Source organism: Bacillus hominis (genome assembly GCF_030348325.1).
GTDB classification, from domain to species: Bacteria; Bacillota; Bacilli; order Bacillales; family Bacillaceae_G; genus Bacillus_A; species Bacillus_A hominis.
This window is the reverse complement of the sequence record NZ_JAUCFS010000005.1, coordinates 868931-893052: the sequence shown is the minus strand read 5'-3', so window position 1 is coordinate 893052 and position 24122 is coordinate 868931. Positions and strand designations below refer to the sequence as shown.

The window sequence follows — 24122 nt, the reverse complement described above, 5'->3', positions numbered from 1 at the left end:
CTGCCCCCACCATTTTTTTATTTTGATAGTTTCGCAATAGCAGCTTCTAAAATAGTAAGCCCTTCTTCAAGCTGTTCATCTGTTATAACAAGAGGCGGTAAGAAGCGAAGTACGTTACTATAAATACCAGCGCTTATCGTAATGACCCCTTTACTATGCGTTTCCTTCATAATCGCTTTAACCTCTTCCGCTGCTGGCTCTTTCGTCTCTTTATCCTTCACAAGCTCAATTGCAGTCATAGCGCCAAGGCCCCTGACATCGCCAATTAGTTCATATTTATCTTTCCAGCTATTAAACACTTCCATCATTCGTGCACCAATTTCTACAGCACGCTTTACTAAATTCTCTTCTTCTATTACATCTAAAACAGCTAATGCAGCCGCGCAAGCAGCCGGACTCCCTGAAAAAGTACCACCTAATTGACCTGGTCCAGGTGCATCCATCAAATCCGCTCGTCCTGTTATCGCGCTCAGCGGCATGCCGGCAGCGATAGATTTTGAAAATGTCATTAAATCAGGTGCTACGCCGAAATGATCCATTGCAAATAAACTACCTGTACGAGCAAAACCAGTTTGAATTTCATCCGCAATCATAACAATTCCATATTTATCACAAATATTTCGTACCCCTCGCATGAACGCAGTCGTCGGAACGATAAACCCACCTTCTCCTTGAAGCGGTTCCAAAATAATCGCAGCGATATTATCACTTGCTACTTCCTCTAACATAAAGCGTTCGAAATACGCTAAAATTTGCGCGTCTACTTCTTCTGGTCCCAGTCCTTCTTCAGCACGGTAATAATATGGATATGGTAATTTGTATACTTCTGATGCAAACGGTCCAAATCCATGCTTGTACGGTTTCACTTTACTTGTAAGTGACATCGTCAAAAGTGTACGTCCGTGATAGGCACGCTCAAACGATACAATCGCACTTCTTCCCGTAGCTTTTCTAGCAATCTTCACTGCATTTTCTACTGCTTCAGCACCGCTATTCGCAAACATCGTTTTTTTCTTGAAATCACCTGGCGTTAACTCATTCAGTCTTTCCGCGAGTGTAATATAACTTTCATAAGGCGCTACATGAAAACAACTATGAATAGAAGATTCCACTTGCTCTTGAATCGCCTTTACTACTTTCGGGTGACAGTGCCCGACGTTTTGCATACCAATTCCGCCCGCAAAGTCGATTAATTCATTGCCATCTACATCTGTAATAATCGCTCCCTTTGCTGATTGCACATACAACTCTGTAATATTGTAAGGACCTTCTGGCACCGCATTTTTTCTTCTTTCATGTAATATGCTAGATTTTGTAGTTGTAATATTCTTCTTCTCTTTCAACATGGTATATACCCCTTTTCTTATTTTTCTTCTAAACTAACTTCCGAATCTTTTATAATTGTAAAATCATTCAACTTTTGCTTATCTAACTTTCTAACTCTTAGGAAATAACTTATTATTACTAGGATCGTAGCTAGTAATGTCATGTAAAACTGCATACGCATATCTGCTATAAATGCTTGTGAAACAAATACCGTAATAATCATTAGAAGCGTTGCATATGTGAGATAAGGGAATAACCACATTTTCACTTTCAGCTTTCCAGCCCCTTCTCTTTCCCTTTCTCTTCTTAACTTGACATGTGAAACGGCAACGAACATATACATCAGCATCGTTACTCCGCCTGAACTATTCGCTAAAAACGCAAACAGTTTATCAGGAGATATAAATTTCAACATCGCGCAAATAAATGCAAATACGATACTTGCAAATATCGCTACAACCGGTGTCCCTCTACTATTTAACCGTGAGAAACTAGCCGGAGCATCACCTTTTTTAGCAAGTGAAAATAACATACGCGAACTCGTATATATACCTGAGTTCATAACGGAAAGCAGCGATAAAAATACAACACCATTCATAATTTCTGCGGCTGCAGGTACTCCTGCCATATTAAATAAACTTGCATACGGAAGTTTTAATAACTCCTTATCCGTCCACGGAATAAACATAACTAAAATTGTTACCGAACCTACGAAGAAAAGCATAAGGCGCCATACAACACTATTAATAGCTCGTATTACATTCTTCTCTGGATTTTCCGATTCCCCGGCTGCAATAGCAGCGACTTCACTTCCTGATAAAGAGAAAGAAATAAATACAACGCTCAGTAAAACAGGGACAATTCCATTTGGGAAGAAGCCTCCGTGTTCCGTAACAATAGCAAGACTCGGTCTATCCACCCCTGGAACAAGTCCAAAAAACATCGAAACTCCTAAAATTAAAAACGCAACAATCGCAACAACTTTAATAAACGCTAACCAATATTCAAACTCACCGTACAATTTTACTGAATATACATTCGTCATCGTCATTAAAAGGACCATACATAAACTCGCAATCCATGCTGGAACCGAAGGGAACCAATTGTTAATCATCACACCTAAAAGAACCGCTTCAATTGCGATAATAATGACCCAGTTAAACCAATATAACCACCCAATCGTATACCCTGCCCACGGCCCAATTGCTTTGTTCGCATACGTTGCGAAGGAACCGCTATCAGGATTTTCCGCTGCCATTTCTCCTAACATCCGCATCACGAGCACAACCATTAAAGCGCCGATAATATAGGACAAAATCGCCGCAGGCCCTGTCGTTTGAATAATCGTTCCACTTCCTACAAACAAACCGCCCCCAATAACACCGCCAATTGAAATCATTGTTATATGCCGAGTTTTTAAATCCTTTTGTAACTCCTTTTTCTCTTTAGCCAAACAATTCACCAGCCCCTCCATTAGCGTGAACGTGCACCATATTCCATTGACAACGCTTTCTTTAAATCCCCTCCTACTTTAACTAAAAATAAAAAGAGCCAGAAAAACAATGTACACATTTACATTGGATTTTACTGTCTCTATCCTTATGGCTCGTCCTCCTGCTAAGGAAGTTCAAGTGGAAAGAAGCTCCGCTATTCAATTGAATAAAAGTAAACTCGGGCTTGCAGGGAGGCTAATCACTGTCATCCGATAATAAGCTAATCATAATATAAATAGACAGAATATTCAATGTTCACTTTCGCAAATTTCATGAATAAAAAAAGAAAATTCTCTCGCCCCGGCACATATACTGTTCAAAAGAAAAAAAGGAAGTGGTCTCATGTATTACGGAACAAAAGGATGGTACGTAGCTGAGCTAAAAAAATTAGGTGTTCGCTATCATGAAGGAAGAAAACTAGAAAGTTACCGCGGACACGTATTACGCAATTTATTAATCGCACAACAAGAGAAAACGAAAGAAGAGTAATTTACTAACAAAATAACTCTCGGAATATATCGGCTATTCGGCAAAAACCTTCAAATCACCCATCTAAACTACCAACTAATCACACATTGATACAAACCAAAAAAGAGCATCCAAACGAGCATGCCCATCAACTTAAAAATTCAGAATCACCACAAAACGAAAATATAGCCAATTTGAACAGTCATTTTTTAGTACAAATGAGGAGCATGATCAAAACATAAGGGCTATGGTAACCAAATTTGTTATCTTTAAAATCATTTTTGTTATATTAGGGTATCGTCAGGAAATTGGACTTAGCGTTGTAAATCCGTATTTCCCTGACGGTACCCATCGCCATCAAGCTAAGGTTTTGAAGTACCCCCAAAACGAAAATTTTCTTTCTCTACAGGTAGTTACTTTGAGAAGTCAGCTCATTTTTTTCGTTTTGGGGGCAATTATTTTTCTTAAGTTGATGGGCGTGTGACAGTGCCCCATGCTCACCAAGCTAGTTAGTGTACGTTAAGTAAACCTTATGGATTTGTATATCTCATCCATCCACTTTCAGATTGTTTCGCTTTATACTTCCCATAAGACAGAAGCTTCATTGCCGAGCGATTGGCCGCATGAAAAACCAAGTTCAGCCTCCATTCTTCCTCCATTTCACTGGGATAGGTGGTGGATTCATAAACATAATAACCCGCCATGATACAGGGGACTACTTGCTCCGGTTCAAATCCATAAGCAGTTGCATCATCCACAACCAAATCAATGAAGCATCGGTTTCCATCTTTAACTTTTTTCTGGAGTAATTTTTTTACCGATCCTGGTACTAACTCTAATATCTTATCCTTCATGTCAGTCACCTCATCTTTTATCATGTCCAGATAGCCTAGGGGTATGTGTCAAACAGAATGAAATTCCAACCGTAATTGCACAGGTTTAACAAGATCTTAAGGACTATATCACCCTAAAAGGGAAAATGGCTTTAAATCCAAGAAATCTGGTGAGACAGGGAGAAACGTATTCGTTCATTTTGCAGTCGATTGGAACGAAACAATTTAAATGTAGGAAAACGTGTCGTGTCTAAAGTGGACAACCTATGTTTCTATGATTCTCCATATTGGCAGGATAATAATGTTGCAGGCTCTGTAGATGCAAGATTAGGATTTACTATAGACGCAAAAGTAACTGTCAATGGATCCACAATATAAAATACACAACAGCAAAGGCAAAACTAAAAGGCATGAGCCCGGTACAATACCGGACCCATGCCCAAGAAGCTGCCTAATGAAATAATGTGTCTAACTTTTAGAGGTCACTTTGTGGTCATAAAACAAAGTTTGATCAAAAATCCTGTGTTAATGTGCAGGATTTTTTCTTGTTCCAAAATCGGGCGCTTTAATTGAGCAAAAATCACAAAAATTATCAAACTTTTTTATAAAAGAATGATTCAATTGAATATAGAAAAAGCGTGTTTTGAACAAAAGATTTATCAAGCCCTAAATTAAAAAAGGTAGATAAATTAAAGGACATAACATATTTCACATGACTAATATTTTATGTCCTTTCTTATTCAATAATCGCGCCCAATTGTTGAAGATCAATTAATTCATTTTTTAAAACTTCCCCCTATTAAATTTCAATAAGTATAGGAACAATCATTGGCTTTTTCTTAGTATGTGTATATACATATTGTCGTATTGATTTTTTTATTTGTTTTTTCATTACATTCCATTGGTTTCTATTTGCTTCTTGTAGCTCGTTAACAGTTTTTATAGTAAGTCGATTAACGTCTCTTCGGAGTTCCGAGAAATCTCTATCCACAAATCCACGAGAAATGGTATCGGGTTCAGAAATCAGTTTTCCTTCCGATTTACTCATAGTTAAAACAATCATGAGCATCCCATCCTCTGAAAGTTGTTTGCGGTCTCGTAACACAATTTCCCCAATATTATCGACATCCCCCCCGTCTACGTAGGTATTCCCCACCGGTATTTTCCGGGTCTGACAGGCAATGGTATGTTCAATATCGACGACATCGCCATTATTGATGATAAAAGTGTTTCCTTGCTCTACTCCAACGGATTCACCTAACAAACGGTGATGGTGTAGCATTCTAAATTCACCGTGAATGGGAATAAAATATTTTGGTTTCATTAATGTAAGCATTAGTTTTAAATCTTCTTGATAACCATGGCCAGAAACATGCATTCCGGATGTACTTCCTGATCCATAAATCACTTTGGCTCCAAGTGCAAATAAGTTGTCTACGATACTTGTGATATTTCGTTCATTCCCGGGTATTGGACCTGCTGCAAAGATAACCGTATCTTCAGGTAAAATGTCGACACCGCGAAAGTTTCCAGTGGACAGGCGAGCAAGAGCGGCCAATGGTTCTCCTTGACTCCCCGTGCATAAAATGGCCACCCTTTCAGGAGCCGTTTCATTGATTTCATGTGGGTCAATTAACATTCCATCTGGAACTGTTAAATAACCACGTTCCATAGCAACCGCTACGACATTAACCATACTTCGTCCAAGCAACGCAAGTTTTCGATTTGTTTTTTGCGCTGCATTCACGACTTGCTGAACGCGACTAATATTTGAAGCAAAGGTAGAAAGAATAACTTTGCGTTCGGCTTTCATGAAAACTGCTTCCACATGTTCACCTACCATTTGTTCCGATGGGGTCAAACCAGGACGCTCTGCATTGGTACTCTCAGACAATAGAAGCAAGACCCCTTCTTTGCCGATTGCAGCCATTTTATGAATATCTGAATTCTCATTATTCGCAGGGGTTAAATCGAACTTGAAGTCCCCCGTATGTACAATATTACCCTCTGGTGTGTGAAAGACTATTCCCAAGCAATCAGGAATACTATGGGTCACTTTGAAAAAACTTACACTCATTTCTCCGATTGTCAAATTTGAGTTTGAGTTGATTTCAATAAGTTCACTTTCTCCTAGAAGTTTATGTTCTTTTAATTTGATTTCAATTAATCCTAGTGTGAAGCATGTGGCATAAACGGGTACATTCAATTTTTTTAAGAAGAACGGGATCCCCCCGATATGATCTTCATGTCCATGTGTGACAATTAAAGCCCTGACTTTATCTTTATTTTCTACTAAGTAAGCTATATCAGGGATAATCAAATCAATTCCTAATAAACTTTCATCTGGAAACTTATTGCCACAGTCGATAATCACGATATCGTTTGAATATTCGATTGCATACATATTTTTCCCGATTTCATTCAAGCCGCCTAAGGCGAAGATAGATACTGCATTTTCTATTGTACTCAAATTTATATCCTCCCATTTTAAATATAATCCTAGTATGCCCTTTAGGTTTCCTTTTATCAGTGGGTTGAATGCTCGAGCTTCCTATAAAAAAGGGAACTCTAGACTTGTTTTTTCCTAAAAATAATGACTACAACATTGATGTCTTAGTTTCCCACATCATTATCGAGGTCTTTCCTCCCATTGAGACAGCTGCTATTGAAATCACTCATGGTTTTCGATTCTTAATAAAGACGCAATTCTTTTAAAGAGGTAACACAATGAATACCTATTATGCAGCTATATTTACGAACAACTTTTAATTAAACCTTATTCTATTCCAACAGGTATTCCATAATAAGTAGTTATGTTGAATACTTTTTTAAAATGGCTTAGCGTACGAAATTCGCGTTTTGATGGTGTTATCCCATCATCATCAACCTAACAGAAAAAGTTGCATTCCTCTCAATATGTAATATTGCATATGAAAATGAATTGATACAAATGTAAACGCTTATTATAATGAAAGCATAAATATTCAATACATCTTAATACAACAAAAAGGAGGAGATAATATGGAAATCGCAATGGCAGTTTTAAAATTTTTAGGTGGAGTAATTCCATTAGTTCAAGAACTTTTAAAAGCATTTATGTAAGTTTATTATTTAGCAATCATTTATAAATCATTATCATATCTTAATATAAAAAAGAATGGAGTGATTTTTTTGAAAATTAAGAAAAATAATAAAAGAATAAAATTCCTAGCATGTTTATTAGTTAGTTTATGCACTATTAATTATTCATCTATTTCCTTCGCAGAAACACAAACAGGCAATGCAACTGATGCAACAAAAAATGCTAGTGACATTAATACTGGCATAGCAAATTTAAAATATGATAGTAGAGATATTTTAGCAGTAAATGGTGATAAAGTAGAGAGTTTTGTTCCGAGAGAAAGTATCAATTCAAATGGTAAATTTGTAGTAGTTGAGCGTGAGAAAAAATCACTTACAACGTCACCAGTTGATATTTCGATTATTGATTCTGTGGTTAATCGTACTTATCCAGGAGCAGTACAACTTGCAAATAAAGCTTTTGCAGATAATCAACCTAGTTTATTAGTGGCTAAGAGAAAACCTTTGAATATTAGTATAGACTTACCTGGAATGAGAAAAGAAAATACAATAACTGTCCCAAATCCGACATATGGTAATGTGTCTGGAGCAGTAGACGATTTAGTATCTATTTGGAATGAAAAGTATTCAAACACACATACGTTACCTGCAAGAATGCAGTATACAGAATCTATGGTTTATAGTAAATCACAAATAGCAAGTGCTCTTAATGTTAACGCTAAATATCTTGATAATGGGCTGAATATTGACTTTAATGCGGTTGCAAATGGAGAGAAAAAAGTGATGGTTGCGGCATATAAGCAAATATTTTATACCGTAAGTGCTGAACTACCTAACAATCCATCAGATCTTTTTGATAATAGTGTTACTTTTGGTGAGTTAACTCGTAAAGGGGTAAGTAATGTAGCTCCGCCTGTTATGGTGTCAAATGTAGCGTATGGCAGAACAATTTATGTGAAATTAGAAACAACATCTAAGAGCAAAGATGTACAAGCTGCCTTTAAAGCCTTACTTAAGAATAACAGCGTCGAAACGAGTGGACAGTACAAAGATATTTTTGAAGAAAGTACCTTTACCGCTGTAGTATTAGGCGGAGATGCAAAAGAGCATAACAAGGTTGTTACAAAAGATTTTAATGAAATCCGAAATATTATTAAAGATAATGCAGAATTAAGTCTTAAAAACCCAGCATACCCAATTTCATATACAAGCACTTTCTTAAAAGATAATGCAACTGCTGCTGTTCATAACAATACAGATTATATTGAGACCACAACTACAGAATATTCAAGTGCTAAAATGACGCTTGATCATTACGGTGCATATGTTGCTCAATTTGATGTATCTTGGGATGAATTCTCATATGATCAAAATGGGAAAGAAGTACTAACACATAAAACTTGGGAAGGAAGCGGCAGAGACAAAACTGCTCATTTCTCTACAGTCATACCACTTCCACCCAATTCAAAAAATGTAAAAGTCGTAGCGAGAGAATGTACAGGTCTTGCATGGGAATGGTGGAGAACAATTATTAATGAGCAAAATGTTCCATTAACAAATGAAATAAAGGTTTCAATTGGAGGAACAACATTATACCCAACTGCTAATATTAGTCATTAGGTTGGAGTGAAGCGCCCTGTTTACAGGGCGCTTTTTTACTTAGTTGAAAGTATATCGGCGTTTTTCAAATATATCATAATCAATTCGCGAATCTTCTAACCATTTTTTAAGGGCTGCAGCTAGCTCCAACTATGATTAATAAGATAAAGAGCACAACAAGTAATGCAACTCCGCCACCAAAGCCACAGCCTCCAGCGCAACGGACGAAAATCTCATCGATACGAGAAAAAGACAGTCTTTAATATTTTGGGTGTTGTTTATGAGTATACCACTTCTACTCATCAGGTAGCATAGTATAAAAATTGAAACCTGTCAGGGTTTATTTGATATGCCCACTTTTATAAAATCTATAAAAGATAATAAAAAACTATATGGAAAGACCGCATTTTGTATAAAAATATACCTTAAGTTGATGGATGTGTGGGGTGGTACCTCTTATAAAACATGTAATTATTTTTAATCATCAAATTTTTTTTTATAATATTCAAACCAATTTGTCTATCTGTACGTTTACATAGAAAGAAGGGATAAAAATTCAGACACGATTACAATAGGAGGGAATCAAAAGACGTATAGTAAGTATATTTGCAAAGATTCAAACACCCTGTTTACCTACTGTGCTTGCGTGTACCTATGGAAGTTATTCGTGTGTCTTGAAGATTTATCATGTGAAAAAATTTTTAACGAGGTGAAGAAATGTTAAAAAAAACGAAATTTAAAGGTGTATTGGTTGTAGCTTTGATGTTTGTTATTATTCTTCCGACTGCCATTTTTGCTTCATTTACTGAAAATAAAAGCTCTCTGGCAAAAGAGAGCTTCGATGGAAGCATCACTAACAACTCCCTCGCTATAAGTCCCGATGAGCAGATTGCGATTGTTTCAGATAGTCGCGAACAATCCATCCGTATTTATGACCTTGCTAAAGGTACTTTACGCAAGAAAATCGATGGCTTTGTTACACCGAGAAACATCGTGTTCGTTAACAATGGTTCAGAGTTTGTTGTCTCGGACAGTACGCTAGGCACTTTACGATTCTACAACGCAAAAAGCCTAACCTTAAAGGATGAAGTCGTAGTCGGTCCAGGTGCATTCGGTACCAGCGTCAGCCCCGATGGAAAGACGCTGTACGTGAACAATCAGGCACATAGTTCTGTAACCGTCATAGACCTTGAGAAACGCAAACCGACTGCAGTCATCACTGGTTTCTCCCAACCACGCCAAGGTATTACAGTCTCTCCGAATGGAAAATATGTGTTTGTAACAAACTTTAAAGGAGATAAGGTGTCCGTAGTTGATGCAGCCACTAAGAACATCGTACGTGAGATTATTGGTTTCTCTATGATTCGTGGAATCTCCGTGACTGCCGATGGTCAAACATTGTATGCCGCAAACAGCGGTCGTGACAGCATTTCCGTGGTGGACATCTCTCTAGGACAAATCGTTAACGAGGTAAAAGTTGGACGTGAGCCATATGGTGCAGCCTTGTCGCCTGATGGTAAACTGCTTTTTGCAAGCAGCAAGGCGGACAATACTATCGATGTGATCAACGTCTCTGATAACCATGTGATTAAGACAATCAGTGGTTTCACAGAACCCCGGCAAGCCATTGTCTTTAGCCAGGACGGAGAACGCGCTTATGTCCTTAATCGTGATCTCTCCATTTCCCGTGTGAATGTAAAAGACCTATCCATTACCGATACGATTCGTGATAAGTCAAACAAATACAAGCTTCAGGTGTTAGAATCAGACGGAATCGGAAAATATTTAGCAGACGATCAAGGAATGACACTTTACTAGGAGTCACTATACATTACTATCAACCTAAGGTGAACTTATACACATAATTCATAGAAAGCGTTATTCTTTTTGTAGAAATATACAGAAAGGATGGCGTTTTTGTATGAATCTATCGATTCAAGATGCGTTTCATTTGTTCACTGAAGAACTACAGCGATATCTATATATCTACTCTCTACGTTGGCAAATAGAGATTTTGTTTAAAACATGGAAGTCGTTCTTTGAAATCGATTTATGCCTAGTTTTATATCTGTAAACAGGATAAATACTAGCATATGAATCAACTGTAGAATCAATTTTTTTGCGGTATTACTGTTCCCTCTGCTGGTAAATTTTTTGGATTCCCAACCTCTGCTGCTGATGCAGCTCCTACAAATAAACTCGTACTTAAAATACAAGCTGCACTTAAAACACCTAATTTCTTCATAAAAAAACGCATCCTAGTAAATTTACTTGCTACAATGCCTAATAACTACATTGAAAATGCCTTCTCTTAAATATCACCTTTGGTTCATATTTAAAAAATACACCACACTTTTTTGTACTTTCCAACATCCTGTTTCAGTGCTTTGCGGATCCTTTCAAAATATCAGTAAAGATGGAGAAGAGCGCAGTGGTACGAAAAGACAACGTCATTTGAGATCCTAAGCTTCATCGAGATATCAACGAACCAACTTCCGGTGGTTTTATAAAATTATGTACCAAGGGGAGTTCTATTTGAACATGCCCTAACTACAGAACTTTATTCAAAGATTATAAAAGAAGTGTCTCTGATGCCAAAGGCATCGGAGACACTTCTTTTAAGTTGATAGCTATGCACCCAAACGGGTGACCTTTCCTATTCACAAACAAGAATTTGTCTGGAGAATGTTCCTTTTTTTGCGACGCCACGATCTGTGATTTCGAATCCAGCTTCATGAATCATGTCATCCATCGTTTCCATCGTGACAACGACTACTTTTTTCGCAATACGGCGCGCACTTGAGAGGATTGAGAGTTGATCTTCTGGTGTTGCGTGTGTAAATAAGTCGTACGGCATATCGATAATTGCGACGTCGTAGTTCTCAGTAAGTTCTTCAATTGGGCCTTTTGTTACTGTTCCTTCAAACCCGAAATGTGCGATGTTTTTTCTCGTTCCAAGAACCACAAGTGGATTTATATCTCTACCAACGATGTTAATCCCCATAGAAAGTGCTTCCACTACTACTGTTCCAATGCCACAGCACGGGTCAATAGCTCGTACTCCCTCTGGGTTTGGTACAGCGATATTTGCGACAGCTCTAGCAACACGTGTGCTCAGTGATGTCGAATAGCTATGCGGTTTTTTTATATGATGATACCAAACCGGATCACTTTCTACATAGTGTCCGAAGTACCAACGTCCTCCAAGAGGAACAATCCCGAATACACGCTCTGGATTACGAACATCTGCTTCTCCTTCAATATGCATGCCAAGGTCTCGCTCAATGAGACGTCTTGCTCCATATTCAATTTTATTCTCTCCAACAAGGTCATTAATTTTAACGAAGATGACTTTGAACGTCGCTCCTGCCAAGTCAATTTGTTCCACTTGTTTCAAGATGCTTTCCAAGTCGTCTCCTTCATACATAACTTCAACTCGCTCTTTAATAAACGGGCTTCTACTTGGATTAATTTTGACATCACTTTTCAAAATGTTAACATGAGACTCCATTCCGAATAATGAGCGCATTTCCAAGTAGCATAAAGAACGTTCATCCTCACGAAATGCATACGTATATATACATGCAGGTGTTTTACTATAATTACTCAATCTATTATCATCCTTTATCGTTTAAAATTGTTATGATCACAATTACTCAAATACCTTTTCCATATAAAATTAAATGATATCACATGCCCGAAATAAAGAGAAACCTTTATAATTCATTTAATAAAGTGAAACTTTAATCAGTGGGGGGTTTTGTTCATCCCCCACTGATTATTAGCCCTCACCAATCGGGCGTTTACGGGCAGCCCGACTCCCACCTAGCTTCCTCGTGTTCGTCTAATTTCTAGGTGGGAATCTTACTGCCCACAAATAGCGGGATAAATAAAAGAGACTGCCTCTTGGCAATCTCTTCTATCGTTCTTTCTATTTATTAACGGTAAGAAGATACGTTATTACCCATTGCTTCGTAGTAATCTAGAATACCTTGATAAATAGCTTCTGCTGCACGTTGTCTCTGTTCTGGCGTAGCTATTTTACTTGCATCACTTGTATTATCTACAAATGCTAATTCTGCTAATACAGCTGGCATTGTATTTTCTCTAGTTACGTATAAGTCCTTATGTTTCGCACCACGGTCTTTTGTTCCAAGTGCTGCTACAAGACGTTTTTGAATTTTTTCTGCTAATAAACGACTTTCTTCTGTATTTGGATTCGTTGCTCTTGTCGTTGCTGACTGATAATAGAATGTTTCTGTACCTTGTCCATTTTTATATTCAGAACCGTTACCATGAATACTTACAAAGATATCACCATTATTTTTTTGTGCAAATTCTACACGTTTTTGTAAAGACTCAGGAGCACTACTTCCAGGTCTTGTATCATTTGTACGAGTTAACAACACTGTAAATGGTGTCTTTTTCTCAAATATTTTCTGTAATCGTAAAGATGTGTCTAATACGATTTGACTTTCTTTCTCATATACACCTGGATTACCCGAATCAATTCCACCATGACCTGGATCAATAATAATCGCTTTACCTTCTAAGAAATTACCTTGTTTCACTGGGTTTAATTGATTTTTATCAACCCATTGGAAGCCAGCTCCCATACGGATACGAATCCAACTATCTTTTTCTTCAATAACAGTTACTTGTTGTGCTTTATGTGTGCCTGCCACTGTAGACGTATGTGAAGCTTCTTGGTATGTAGTGAATTCTTGATTAATAGACTCTGTTTTTTCTTGTAATGGTGTCCACTTCTCACCTTTACTTGTTACAACCTTCAACCAACCGTCCGCTCTTTGCTCTGTTACTTCAATCATTTGTGGCTTATGTTGAACGTCAGTAATACCAGATGATAATGATGCTTGATGATATGTAATAAAGTTTCTATTCATATACATTCTTTTTGATGTATTTGTTTTATTTTTATCTGCCATCGCGATGAACTGAGCTGCTTCAGCACGAGTTACAGTTCCTTCAGGATTCCAGCCATTTCCTGTACCTTTAGAAATCTCTAAAGCTACTAAAATATTAGCTTTTTCCTTACCCCAATGAGGTTCCAAATCTTTAAACTGTGTTGGGAGTTCTCCAATAATTTTCTTATCTAATGAGTACGCTTGTACTAACATAGATGCCATTGATGCACGGTTAATTTGGCTTGATGGATTGAATTTCCCAGTACCATCTCCACTAATTACACCTGCTTTTTCTACTGCAGCAATATATGGTGCTGCCCAATGATCTTGTGCATCTTTAAAAGATGGTTTCGCTTTTGGATCAATTGGTAAACCAAGAACTACCGCTAATATTTTTGCAGCTGATCCTTTATCTACTGCTTCAGATGGAGAAAACGTTCCATCTGGTTTTCCATCAAGCGCTTTTTTACTTACTAAATAATCAACTGATTCCTGTGCCCATGTAGGAACATCCGAAAACTTCTTCGCTGCTGCGAAACTACTTACTGGAGACGATAATAAACTTGCGGCTAAAATACCTGCCGCGACTGCACGATACTTCATAAATAATAATACTCCCCTCGAAAATTAATGTTTAAAAACGCGTAATCTTAATATATAAATTTCAGCAAAAACAAATTAAAAAAATTAGTGCGCCTCTATCATTTTATAATACTAGAATTCTGTAGTAAACCTACTTTCTTAATATTGTAAAATAAAGTGAAACTTTAATCAGTGGGGTTTTGTCCATCCCCACTGATTTAGCCTTCACCAATCGGGCTTTTACGGGCAGTTGATCTCCCGCCTAACTCCCTCGCATTCGCCTAATTTTAAGGTGGGAGTCTTACTGCCCGCAAATAGCGGGATAAAATACAATTTCAGTGGTTTTTATACACAAAAAAGTGGCTGATTCATAGAAACAGCCACCCTCTCACTATTCTACTATCATTTCTGATAACACATATGCATAAACAAGTGCTTCTGTATGCGCAATCGAGCTTTCATGCGTACGCTCAAATGCGTGAGAAGAATCAATACCAGCTCCAATTAATGCATGTTTCACATCAAATCCAGCGCGAATCGCAGCTGATGCATCTGATCCGTAGTATGGATAAATATCCACTTTATATTCAATAGCATTCGCTTTTGCCAGTTCAACTAAATGTTTACGTAAAGCATAATGATATGGACCGCTAGAGTCTTTCGCACAAATGGATACTGTATATTCATCAGATGCTTGTCCATCACCTAATGCTCCCATATCAACTGCTAAATATTCTACCGTTTCTTCTGGAATGTTTGAGTTTCCACCGTATCCAATCTCTTCATTATTAGAAATTAAGAAATGTGTTGTATATGGCAATGTTGCCTTTTCATCTTGCAATCTTTTAATTAATTTTAATAGAATTGCTACACTTACCTTATCGTCTAAATGACGTGATTTTATGTATCCACTCTTTGTAATTTGAACGCGCGGATCAAATGAAACGAAGTCTCCTACTTCTATTCCTAACCCACGTACTTCATCTGCTGAAAACACACGCTCATCGATACGAACTTCAATATTTTTCTCATCGCGCTTCGCTTCCCCTGCATCTTTGTACACGTGGACAGAAGTTTGATGCATTAAAATTGTACCTGTATACGTCTTACCGCTTGACGTTTCAATTTCGCAATATTCCCCTTCTACAGAGTTCCAGCGAAATCCACCAATCATAGATAGACTAAGACGGCCGTCAGGCTTAATTTCTTTCACCATTGCCCCTAACGTATCAACGTGTGCAGTTAATAAACGATGCTGCTCATCATTCTTCCCTTTAACAGTTAAAATAAGAGCGCCTTTATTATTACGCTTCGTCTCTACATTCCACTCACTTACATAGTTTTCAATAAAATTAATAATTTTCGTCGTATTCCCAGATGGACTTGGAATAGAGACAAGCTCTTTAATCAATTCCATCGTTTCTTTCGCATGATGTGCCACTGTCGTTTCCCCCTCGCTTTTTCTACTATTTAGTATACAGAAATTACTATAAAACCTCTACTAATATAGTTTAATTTTCTAAATTATAGTAAAATTTAGTTTAGTACGTAAAAAGGAGCTGGCAAAAATGAATGTAACGAAAAAACATGTACATATTGCACTTATTTGGTTTTTATCATCATTACTATGTTTACAAGTTTCTTATGTCGTTCACACTACTACTTCTATTACAATCGGCTGGACATTAACAGCTATCTTTTTAATCTTTAGCCTAATTGCAGGAAAAAAGCACAGCGCTACTAAGTAAGCTGTGCTTTTTCTATAAAACTACTCTTCCGAAACGTCCATCAAATAAATCCCTCTTGTAAACCCGCCGCGTTCTTCTTCTTTCTGCTTACGAAGGCGTTCTACATCTTCAATTGTTGCACCTTCTGCGCGAGCTAATGAAACAATAACCTCAAGTGCATCTGCAAGTGAATCTAGCGCATGCTCACGCTCTTTCATCGAAGCAAATTCACGAATTTCTTCTGTACCAATTTTCGATAACGCTTGTATGTAAGCTTGTCCTGTTAATTTTTGTGCTGTATATGTTTTTCCAGACATTAAAATTTTCTCCGGGACACGATCCCTCACTAACTTGTTATAAGTTGACATCTTTTATCCTCCTATATTTAATAACACCCGAGCTCCGCTTTATAAAAAAACCACTCTTTTTTCACACAAGCACTTAACATATCAATTCCTGATCCGTGCGCCCTTACTACCGGAAAGAAGTAATGCTCTGGTTCTTCTGTCTTATCGCCGTATAAGGTTTGGTACTCATCAGGAATCGCCTCTTTTTTCACATCCCGTTCTTTCGTTACTTCACCAGAGAAAGCAACAATTGGATGTCCCTCAAAGAATAATGCAGTCCGTACCGCAAGAGATGGTGTACTATGCAAAGCATAATACGTAAGTGAAATAATAACGATAATACCGATAATTTTCTTCATATATTACTCCTAAAAAAAGTGCTAACACAATTATACTAAAATGTGTTAGCACTTTCTTCTCTTTATCTCGAATTAACGGGCAGTAAGACTAATAATCCCCACGGATTAAAGTTTCACCTTATTCCCCTTTAAATGCTGGTAAACGTTTTTCTAGAAAAGCAGCAATACCTTCTTTATGGTCCGCTGTTTGTCTCATCGCATATTGACCACGCTTTTCGAGCTGCAGCGTTTGTTCTAAATTAGAACGATTTACTTCACATAAAATTTGTTTCGTTTGAATCATCGCCTTAATTGGTTTTTGTAACCATTCATTAATTTTTTGCTTCACAGCCATTTGGAAATCCTCACCGATTACTTCGTCAATTAAACCGATATCTAGTGCTTCTGTCGCTGATAATTTCTTCCCTTCCCAAATGATTTTCTTCGTCATATTTTCACCAACGCGCTTTTGAAGGAAGAAATGGCCACCACCATCTGGAATTAAAGCGATTCCAATAAAGTTCATCGCAATAACTGATGATATATCTGCCATGACATAATCAGCTGTTAATGCAATACTTAATCCAAGTCCAGCAGTTGGCCCATGAATTGCACTAATAACAAGCTTTGGCATCGTATATAACGTCACAACGATTTCAGAAATTGTATTCATGATACCTTCAAACTTACTTTCATCATTACTTGAAAGCATCGATTTAATATCTCCACCCGCAGAAAACCCACGGCCACTTCCACATAACACAACAACGTGAACAGAACTTTCCGCCACTTCTTTCAACTTTTGTAATAACTCTTTTAACGTTGGTTCATCTAATGCATTTAAAACCTCTGGACGATTGACCATAACCGTTGCTACGCGCCCTTCATATTTCACAACAACAGATTCTGTTTTACTTGTTACTTCCATTATATATACCCCTCTTTTCCACATAAAGATTATACTTATATAATTATAGAAAGCATGTTAAAAATCCTTCTTTTTTCTCAATTTTCTGTCTAATTTTCTCGTAATTTGTATATATCTCCGTATAAAACATACAATTTCGTTAAAAAATATAGAAATTAAAGTCGGTTTATCATTGCTTTTCGTCTATTTACCATTGCAATAAAATGGTGTATTCTTAAGTTTGATGCAAAAAAATAAATATTGAAATTCATTCGCCTTATTATGTAAATAAGGCTTTTATCCCCATCTCTTGGGTATTGAACTAAAGGAATGAAGAAATGGAGGAATATATGGTTAATAAGTTGAAACAAACGGATAACTACTTCCCGCATTTCCTATTGCTATTCATTGTGTTTCAACCAATTTTAGATTTATTAACGTCTTTTTCAATCTATGTATTACACATGAGCGCAACAGTTGGAATCGTAGTCCGTTTCGCCTTTATGCTTCTTGCATTAGGTTATCTACTTCTTCACAGAGAACAACCTGGGGCGAAAAAGTACATTCTCTATTTATGCCTACTCGGGATCGTACTAGCAATTGGTCTTGCAAATAATATGATGATTAAATCTCCAGTTTCATTTGGCGAAGAAGTGAAGTTTATTTTAAAGAGCGTATATCCAATTGTACTACTGTTTGGATATATTATCGCCTTTAAAGAGTTAAACAATAAAGAATATACGTTTCATAAAATCATTACATATTTCTTATATGCAACTTTAATTTTAAGCATCACACTGATTGTTGCAATGCAAACTGGTACAGATTTTCCAAGCTACCCTCACTCAAAGATTGGTTCAAGAGGTTGGTTCTTTGCTGGAAATGATTTAAGTTCTATTTTTGCAATTATGTTCCCAATCGTTGTGTTGTATTCGATTCATAAAACAACTTCTTTCTCGAAAATCTATTACTGGATTCCAACAATACTTGCGATGTATGCAAGTATTATGGTCGGAACGAAAGTAGGATATGGTGCAATTGTTCTAACGCTTGGCGTGGCACTTTTATTCTCATTCATTGAATATATGATTCATCGCAAAAAAGAAGGAAAAGGATTCACATATCTCGTAAATACAGTTGTTGTCGCTATTGTACTAGGAGGTTTAATTGCACTTACACCACATACTCCTATTGCAAAAAATATGGGCATCCACATGCAAATATACGAATACAAAAAATCAGTACAAGAAGAAAAGGATAGAAAAGAAGGAAAAGTAATTAAAGAAGATCCGGACGAAGAGAAAAAACATGCAAAAGGTGAGCTAACAGACTCCGAGGTCAAAAGTTTAATTTACAGTGATCGCGATAAGTTTTTAAAAGTATACAAACAATACTATAAAGACGCACCACTATCACAAAAATTATTCGGAATGGGCTATGCTGGTAACTATACAGTTAAAATTAAATTAATCGAAATGGACTTCCACGACCTATTCTTTGCATTCGGAATCGTCGGTTTCCTTATTTACTTAATACCGCTTCTATACTTCGGTATTAAATTATTCATTCGCATCATAACAAACTTCAAGAAAATATTAACTGTGAAATATATGCTATTAGCTAGCACCGTTGTACTATCACTTGGAATCGGCTTTATGTCCGGCCACGTATTAACAGCGCCGTCCGTTAGTATTTTCTTCGCTGTTATACTCGCTTACTTAATTGTTGATTTAGAGGCGGAATAACGTGAAACCTTATTCAGTGGGGCTTTTGTTCATCCCCCACCATCGGGATAAATGAATAAAAAAACGCTTAGAGAAATAATTCTCTAAGCGTTTTTTTGTCCTAACACTCCCTTACCACCTCTAGTATTCAAAGTACTAATTCTTTCTGCTCCAGTAATAAGTGGTTTTGCTCGTTTAATTAAATTTTGCGTAGACTCTAAAGTTAAAGATGCCTGGTGCGCACCTTCGCTATCCCATACCTCAAAAACATATACAGCATTCGGTTCATCATCAGAAGTACTTACAATATACACCTCACACGTGTCCAATGACTTCATCGATTCCGCTGCCTCTAACAAAATATCCGCTAATACATCTCGATTACTTTCTTCTACAGTGAATTTTCCATACAACCCGAAGTTACTCATTTTTTCTCCTCCTTAATTATGCCACTCCCCTTACCCAAACTAATATTTCTACGTCAATATGTATGTTTCCTGTAAAAAAAGACCGAATCACATTATGTTTCGGTCTCTGAAGCAAAACTATTTCTTTCTATTGAAAAGATGCATGAATCTCCTCCAACACCTCATCAATATTATCCTTCGTAATGACAATACCGAAGTCTTTCGGGACATTGCTATCTTCTTCATTCACAACTTTATGCGCAATCAACTTTCCAATTTCCGGTCTGAAATGATGCCCATCCATATAGTTATCTAAATTCGTTGTAACGGAATTAAGATACATGAAATGGTGCACTTCTCCAAATACATCTACAGCGTCATGAAGCCATCTTTTATAATCTTCCCATCGCCCTGATTGAATCATCGTGCGGAACAGAGGCTCTGAAACAGGCGTTGTAAAAATATAAAACTTCGTATTCGGATTATGAGCCTTTACTGTTCCTAATATTTCTTTCATATTTTGATACTCATAATTCCCGCCATAAATCTCTTTACTAAATTTATCTACTTGCGCTGCTACTTGCGCATCACGTTCTTCTTTCGTATAATCACGCATCGATTTTATATTCTCTCGATTGTACCGGTCAAGATTCGTACTATGATGAGTGGAATTTGCAATTGTATTCTTTGAATAAGTAATCCCGTCCATGCTTACATACGATTTAATCGGATACAATAAACTTTGCGCCTGATTAATATACACTTCTGGTTTATCAAAACCAATTTCCCTATTTTTGTTCGTTCCAAGGAAATCTAAACCAAGTACAATAGAAGATAATTCACTACCTTTTTGTTCTTTTGCATATTCAATATATGCATCATATTCACGCGGGTCTGTACTGCTTACCGCATAATTAAATGCGTTTAACCCGGTGAAATCATTCTCGTTAATAAAAGTCGTTCTACTACTTCCAAGTATAACTCCATCATATGTAAACGGACGGTATGTTATATAATTCGTTTTCTGTTGTCTCTCGTTAAACCCGTACTGAACATCATTCCACTTGTTTTTATGCGGGAATAACCAAAGAGAATCTATATAGCTATTAAATATCCCGACACCTGCCAGAGGAACAAAAACACATACAAAAACGAAAATAAGCCAATGTTTGTTTTTCATATTCTCCACCTAGAAATTAAAGTATAAAAACTCACTAATACTCGTTAAATGTAACACGCTATATACGAGCAATACTGCAGTAAATAACGCAGTCCATACATTCGGACGGAATGAATCTTTTAACTGAATTGAATTTTTTAAGAAGAAACTAATACATAACGCCCCGAAAATATACGCTACCATTTTCGGATCTAATAAAGAGACATGGTACGCTTCTGTAAATGAAACACCGTACTCTTTTAAAAATTGCAGCTTCTCTATTATAAATGCTGGGAATACACTATTTGCTAATTCGATTCCATTTAGTCCGAACATTCCTTTCAACACTTTCACCGCATCATGCATAGATGTTGCCCTAAAGAATACCCACGTTATATTAATGAAGAAAAACGTAACGAGCCAACCAGCAAAGGCTGGCATACGCCCTCCTGCTTTACTCCATAAGCGATGAATAACAGAAGCTAAACCATGCAAGAATCCCCAAAAAATAAATGTCCAACCAGCTCCATGCCAAAGTCCACTTATTAAAAATACAATCATAATATTCACGTATGTACGCGTAATTCCTTTTCGATTTCCTCCTAGAGAAATGTATACGTACTTCGTTAAAAACTGGCTAAGCGTCATATGCCAACGATGCCAAAAATCTTGTATATTCACTGCTTTATACGGTGAATTAAAGTTTTGAGGTAATTTAATATTAAACATTAAAGCGATTCCAATTGCCATATCACTATATCCACTAAAATCAAAATACAATTGGAACGTAAACGCTAATGACGAAAGCCATGCTTCGACGAATGTTAATGATTGCTGCACATCAAACCCTTCATGTACAAGGGGTGATAATACATCTGCAATACCAACCTTTTTGAAAATACCAACTGCAAATACGAATATACCAAGAATGATATACTTCGATTGCCAGCGCTTTTTACTATCATCAGCAAACTGCGGCATAATTTGCGCATGATGTACAATCGGCCCTGCAATAAGCTGTGGGAAAAACGTTACAAACAATGCGTAATCAAGAAAATGACATGCCTTCGTTTCCCCGCGATACGTATCTACTAAAAATGCGATCTTTTGAAACGTATAGAAACTAATCGCAAGTGGTAACGTTAAAGATAATAATGTAAAATGAGTTCCGAATAATGAATTCACATTTTGTAAGAAGAAATCATAATACTTAAAATAACTAAGCATTCCTATATTAAATATTAACCCTACTGTTAAAAGAAATTTACTCTTATGTTTTACGAGCCTCATTCCGATAAAGTAGTTTACAATGAGCGACACTAACATAAGCGGTAAATATTTCACATTCCAATAACTATAGAAAAATAAAGAGGCCGCAACGAGCCAAGCTTTCGCTAATGTAGCATGTCCAAATTTATTTAATAGAAAATATAAAAGAAATGCTATCGGTAAAAATAAAAAAATAAACTCAAATGAGTTAAATAACACACCATCTCTTCCCTTCTAAACAAATCACACCTTATTCATCTTATCTTATCCAAATAGCGAGTGTCAAAAGGATTCCGCTCCCCTTTTCTTCTATTATATATGATAATCATTTCAATCGAATTATTAACATGATAAAATATTAAAGGCGCTTTTATACAAAAAAATATATAATAGAAATGTCGGTTTTTTGCACGAAATGTATTTTTGAAAAAGTGAGGAGAGTTCTTTGGTATTTAGTAGTTCTATTTTCTTGTTTATCTTTTTACCTCTCGTATTATTTTTCTATTTTATAGTGCGTGCCGAGCTTCGTAATTTCGTATTACTTGCATTTAGTTTAATTTTCTATGCATGGGGAGAACCACGATTCGTTCTTTTAATGCTCTTTTCAATTGTATTAAACTACTGCTTCGGCCTACTGGTGCATCATTATGATAAACGAAAAAATATGAAAGTCACATTTTTAATTATGGCTGTGGTCGGAAATATTTTATTACTTTCTTATTTTAAATATATTTCCTTTTTCACAGATATTTTGAATCAGCTATTACACTTATCTATTCATGTGGAACCTATTCCACTACCAATTGGAATTTCATTCTATACGTTCCAAGCGATGTCATACGTCATCGATATATACCGTAAAGATGGTGCAGTTCAAAAGAATCCACTTAACTTAGCGTTATATATATCAATTTTCCCGCAACTTATTGCCGGACCAATCGTTCGTTACAATATCGTTGCTGAGCAAATTAAAACGCGTATCCATTCTTTTGAACGATTTACAGAAGGTATCCAAATTTTCGTTTTAGGACTATCGAAAAAAATATTAATCGCCAACCAAACTGGGTTTGTCGCAGATAAAATCTTCGCCTTACCGCCGTCTGAAATGAGTGTTGGAACAGCTTGGATCGGTATTATCGCCTATACACTTCAAATCTATTTCGATTTCTCGGGATACTCTGATATGGCAATTGGACTTGGAAAAATGTTCGGATTTGATTTCCCGAAAAACTTCAATTATCCGTACATCTCGAAATCCATTTCAGAATTTTGGAGAAGATGGCATATTACACTAGGCTCTTGGTTCCGCGACTATATATACATTCCGCTTGGCGGAAACCGTGTTTCCAAACTAGCAAATTACCGTAACCTCTTCATCGTATGGGGATTAACCGGTTTATGGCACGGAGCAAGCTGGACATTTATCACCTGGGGATTATATTATGGCTTTATTATCTCGATTGAAAAAGCAGGATTCGAAAAAATATTAAATAAGCTATGTAAGCCGCTGCAACATGCATATGTACTAATCATCGTTATGATTGGTTGGGTCTTCTTCCGAGCTGATAACTTCGCATACTCGTTCCAATATTTAAAAGCGATGTTTGGCATAGGGGGGCAATCTTTCATCGATGATAACACAATGCTATATATACATGAATACATTGTCATATTTATCATTGCCTTTATCGCAGCGACACCAATTTTAAAACGTATTAAAAACATATTAGAACTTGCGCCAAAAATGTATACGTTCGGGATGCAAGTTGTACGTCCTATATTATTACTAACATTATTTACGGTTTCGATTATGTATTTAATCAATTCGACGTATAATCCATTTATTTACTTTAGGTTTTAACTTATCCCGCTATTTGCCGGGCAGCCCAATTGGTTAAGGCTGATAATCAGTGGGGGATGAACAAAACCCCTACCGA

At 36.7% G+C, this 24122-nt stretch carries 20 protein-coding genes and 3 pseudogenes; 8 read left to right on the top strand and 15 right to left on the bottom strand.

What is annotated here, in order from left to right:
- Positions 1-17: 17 nt before the first annotated feature.
- Positions 18-1346, bottom strand: coding sequence for a 4-aminobutyrate--2-oxoglutarate transaminase (gene gabT, locus QUF93_RS06975; protein ID WP_289358270.1), 1329 nt, complete (start codon positions 1344-1346; stop codon positions 18-20).
- 17 nt (positions 1347-1363) lie between these two features.
- A complete protein-coding gene (locus QUF93_RS06970; protein WP_289358269.1) occupies positions 1364-2788 on the bottom strand; it encodes an amino acid permease in 1425 nt (474 codons plus the stop codon).
- Between the two features lie 303 nt (positions 2789-3091).
- Between QUF93_RS06970 and QUF93_RS06965 the strand changes: the two are divergent.
- Positions 3092-3308: pseudogene (locus QUF93_RS06965) on the top strand (YflJ family protein).
- A gap of 509 nt (positions 3309-3817) precedes the next feature.
- Here the strand turns inward: QUF93_RS06965 and QUF93_RS06960 are convergent.
- Positions 3818-4141 carry a hypothetical protein gene (locus QUF93_RS06960; protein WP_289358268.1) on the bottom strand — a complete coding sequence of 108 codons (324 nt, stop codon included), beginning with the start codon at positions 4139-4141 and terminating at the stop codon, positions 3818-3820.
- Between the two features lie 210 nt (positions 4142-4351).
- Here QUF93_RS06960 and QUF93_RS06955 point away from each other — a divergent pair.
- Positions 4352-4583: pseudogene (locus tag QUF93_RS06955) on the top strand (hypothetical protein); the annotation flags it as partial.
- 336 nt (positions 4584-4919) lie between these two features.
- On the opposite strand, the gene QUF93_RS06950 reads toward QUF93_RS06955, so the two are convergent.
- Entirely contained in the window at positions 4920-6590 is a 1671-nt protein-coding gene (locus tag QUF93_RS06950; protein WP_289358267.1) for a ribonuclease J, read from the bottom strand.
- Between the two features lie 692 nt (positions 6591-7282).
- On the opposite strand from QUF93_RS06950, the gene alo reads away from it, so the two are divergent.
- Entirely contained in the window at positions 7283-8821 is a 1539-nt protein-coding gene (alo, locus tag QUF93_RS06945; protein ID WP_033711659.1) for an anthrolysin O/cereolysin O family cholesterol-dependent cytolysin Alo, read from the top strand.
- A 106-nt stretch (positions 8822-8927) separates the two neighbouring features.
- Here the strand turns inward: alo and QUF93_RS06940 are convergent, their stop codons facing one another.
- Entirely contained in the window at positions 8928-9041 is a 114-nt protein-coding gene (locus tag QUF93_RS06940; protein WP_232297170.1) for a YjcZ family sporulation protein, read from the bottom strand.
- Positions 9042-9517: 476 nt separating this feature from the next.
- On the opposite strand from QUF93_RS06940, the gene QUF93_RS06935 reads away from it, so the two are divergent.
- Together QUF93_RS06935 and QUF93_RS28830 are read left to right on the top strand one after the other, a co-directional pair.
- Entirely contained in the window at positions 9518-10618 is a 1101-nt protein-coding gene (locus QUF93_RS06935; protein ID WP_289358266.1) for a WD40 repeat domain-containing protein, read from the top strand.
- Positions 10619-10787: 169 nt separating this feature from the next.
- Positions 10788-10856 (top strand): annotated as a pseudogene (locus QUF93_RS28830) (transposase); the annotation flags it as partial.
- Between the two features lie 54 nt (positions 10857-10910).
- On the opposite strand, the gene QUF93_RS06925 reads toward QUF93_RS28830, so the two are convergent.
- The 4 genes from QUF93_RS06925 to QUF93_RS06910 form a co-directional block, all read right to left on the bottom strand.
- Positions 10911-11045 carry a hypothetical protein gene (locus tag QUF93_RS06925; protein WP_289358264.1) on the bottom strand — a complete coding sequence of 45 codons (135 nt, stop codon included), beginning with the start codon at positions 11043-11045 and terminating at the stop codon, positions 10911-10913.
- Positions 11046-11456: 411 nt separating this feature from the next.
- On the bottom strand, positions 11457-12410 hold the full coding sequence (locus QUF93_RS06920) for a TRM11 family SAM-dependent methyltransferase (RefSeq protein ID WP_289358263.1): 954 nt from the start codon (positions 12408-12410) through the stop codon (positions 11457-11459).
- Between the two features lie 328 nt (positions 12411-12738).
- Positions 12739-14328: an N-acetylmuramoyl-L-alanine amidase gene (locus tag QUF93_RS06915; RefSeq protein ID WP_289358262.1), complete on the bottom strand. Its 1590-nt coding sequence runs from the start codon at positions 14326-14328 to the stop codon at positions 12739-12741.
- 370 nt (positions 14329-14698) lie between these two features.
- A complete protein-coding gene (locus tag QUF93_RS06910) occupies positions 14699-15748 on the bottom strand; it encodes a M42 family metallopeptidase (protein WP_088057693.1) in 1050 nt (349 codons plus the stop codon).
- A gap of 127 nt (positions 15749-15875) precedes the next feature.
- Between QUF93_RS06910 and QUF93_RS06905 the strand changes: the two genes are divergently transcribed.
- Entirely contained in the window at positions 15876-16055 is a 180-nt protein-coding gene (locus tag QUF93_RS06905) for a hypothetical protein (protein WP_289358261.1), read from the top strand.
- Positions 16056-16075: 20 nt separating this feature from the next.
- Here QUF93_RS06905 and QUF93_RS06900 read toward each other — a convergent pair whose 3' ends face one another.
- From QUF93_RS06900 to QUF93_RS06890, 3 genes are all read right to left on the bottom strand, one after another.
- Complete coding sequence (locus tag QUF93_RS06900) at positions 16076-16402, bottom strand: nucleoside triphosphate pyrophosphohydrolase (protein ID WP_002116577.1); 327 nt, start codon at positions 16400-16402, stop codon at positions 16076-16078.
- Positions 16403-16419: 17 nt separating this feature from the next.
- Entirely contained in the window at positions 16420-16740 is a 321-nt protein-coding gene (locus QUF93_RS06895) for a YjcN family protein (protein ID WP_289358260.1), read from the bottom strand.
- Positions 16741-16858: 118 nt separating this feature from the next.
- A complete protein-coding gene (locus tag QUF93_RS06890) occupies positions 16859-17647 on the bottom strand; it encodes an enoyl-CoA hydratase (RefSeq protein ID WP_085309438.1) in 789 nt (262 codons plus the stop codon).
- Between the two features lie 329 nt (positions 17648-17976).
- Here QUF93_RS06890 and QUF93_RS06885 point away from each other — a divergent pair, with 329 nt between their 5' ends.
- Positions 17977-19371, top strand: a complete 1395-nt coding sequence (locus QUF93_RS06885) for a secondary cell wall assembly protein WpaA (protein ID WP_289358259.1) — start codon at positions 17977-17979, stop codon at positions 19369-19371.
- An 83-nt stretch (positions 19372-19454) separates the two neighbouring features.
- Here the strand turns inward: QUF93_RS06885 and QUF93_RS06880 are convergent, their stop codons facing one another.
- The 3 genes from QUF93_RS06880 to QUF93_RS06870 form a co-directional block, all read right to left on the bottom strand.
- Entirely contained in the window at positions 19455-19778 is a 324-nt protein-coding gene (locus tag QUF93_RS06880) for a putative quinol monooxygenase (RefSeq protein ID WP_212934590.1), read from the bottom strand.
- Between the two features lie 127 nt (positions 19779-19905).
- Positions 19906-20937, bottom strand: a complete 1032-nt coding sequence (locus QUF93_RS06875; RefSeq protein ID WP_289358258.1) for a hypothetical protein — start codon at positions 20935-20937, stop codon at positions 19906-19908.
- Between the two features lie 9 nt (positions 20938-20946).
- A complete protein-coding gene (locus QUF93_RS06870; RefSeq protein WP_289358257.1) occupies positions 20947-22404 on the bottom strand; it encodes an MBOAT family O-acyltransferase in 1458 nt (485 codons plus the stop codon).
- 226 nt (positions 22405-22630) lie between these two features.
- Here QUF93_RS06870 and QUF93_RS06865 point away from each other — a divergent pair, with 226 nt between their 5' ends.
- Positions 22631-24046 (top strand): MBOAT family O-acyltransferase, encoded by a 1416-nt coding sequence (locus QUF93_RS06865; RefSeq protein WP_289375242.1) that lies wholly within the window; start codon positions 22631-22633, stop codon positions 24044-24046.
- Positions 24047-24122 lie beyond the last annotated feature (76 nt).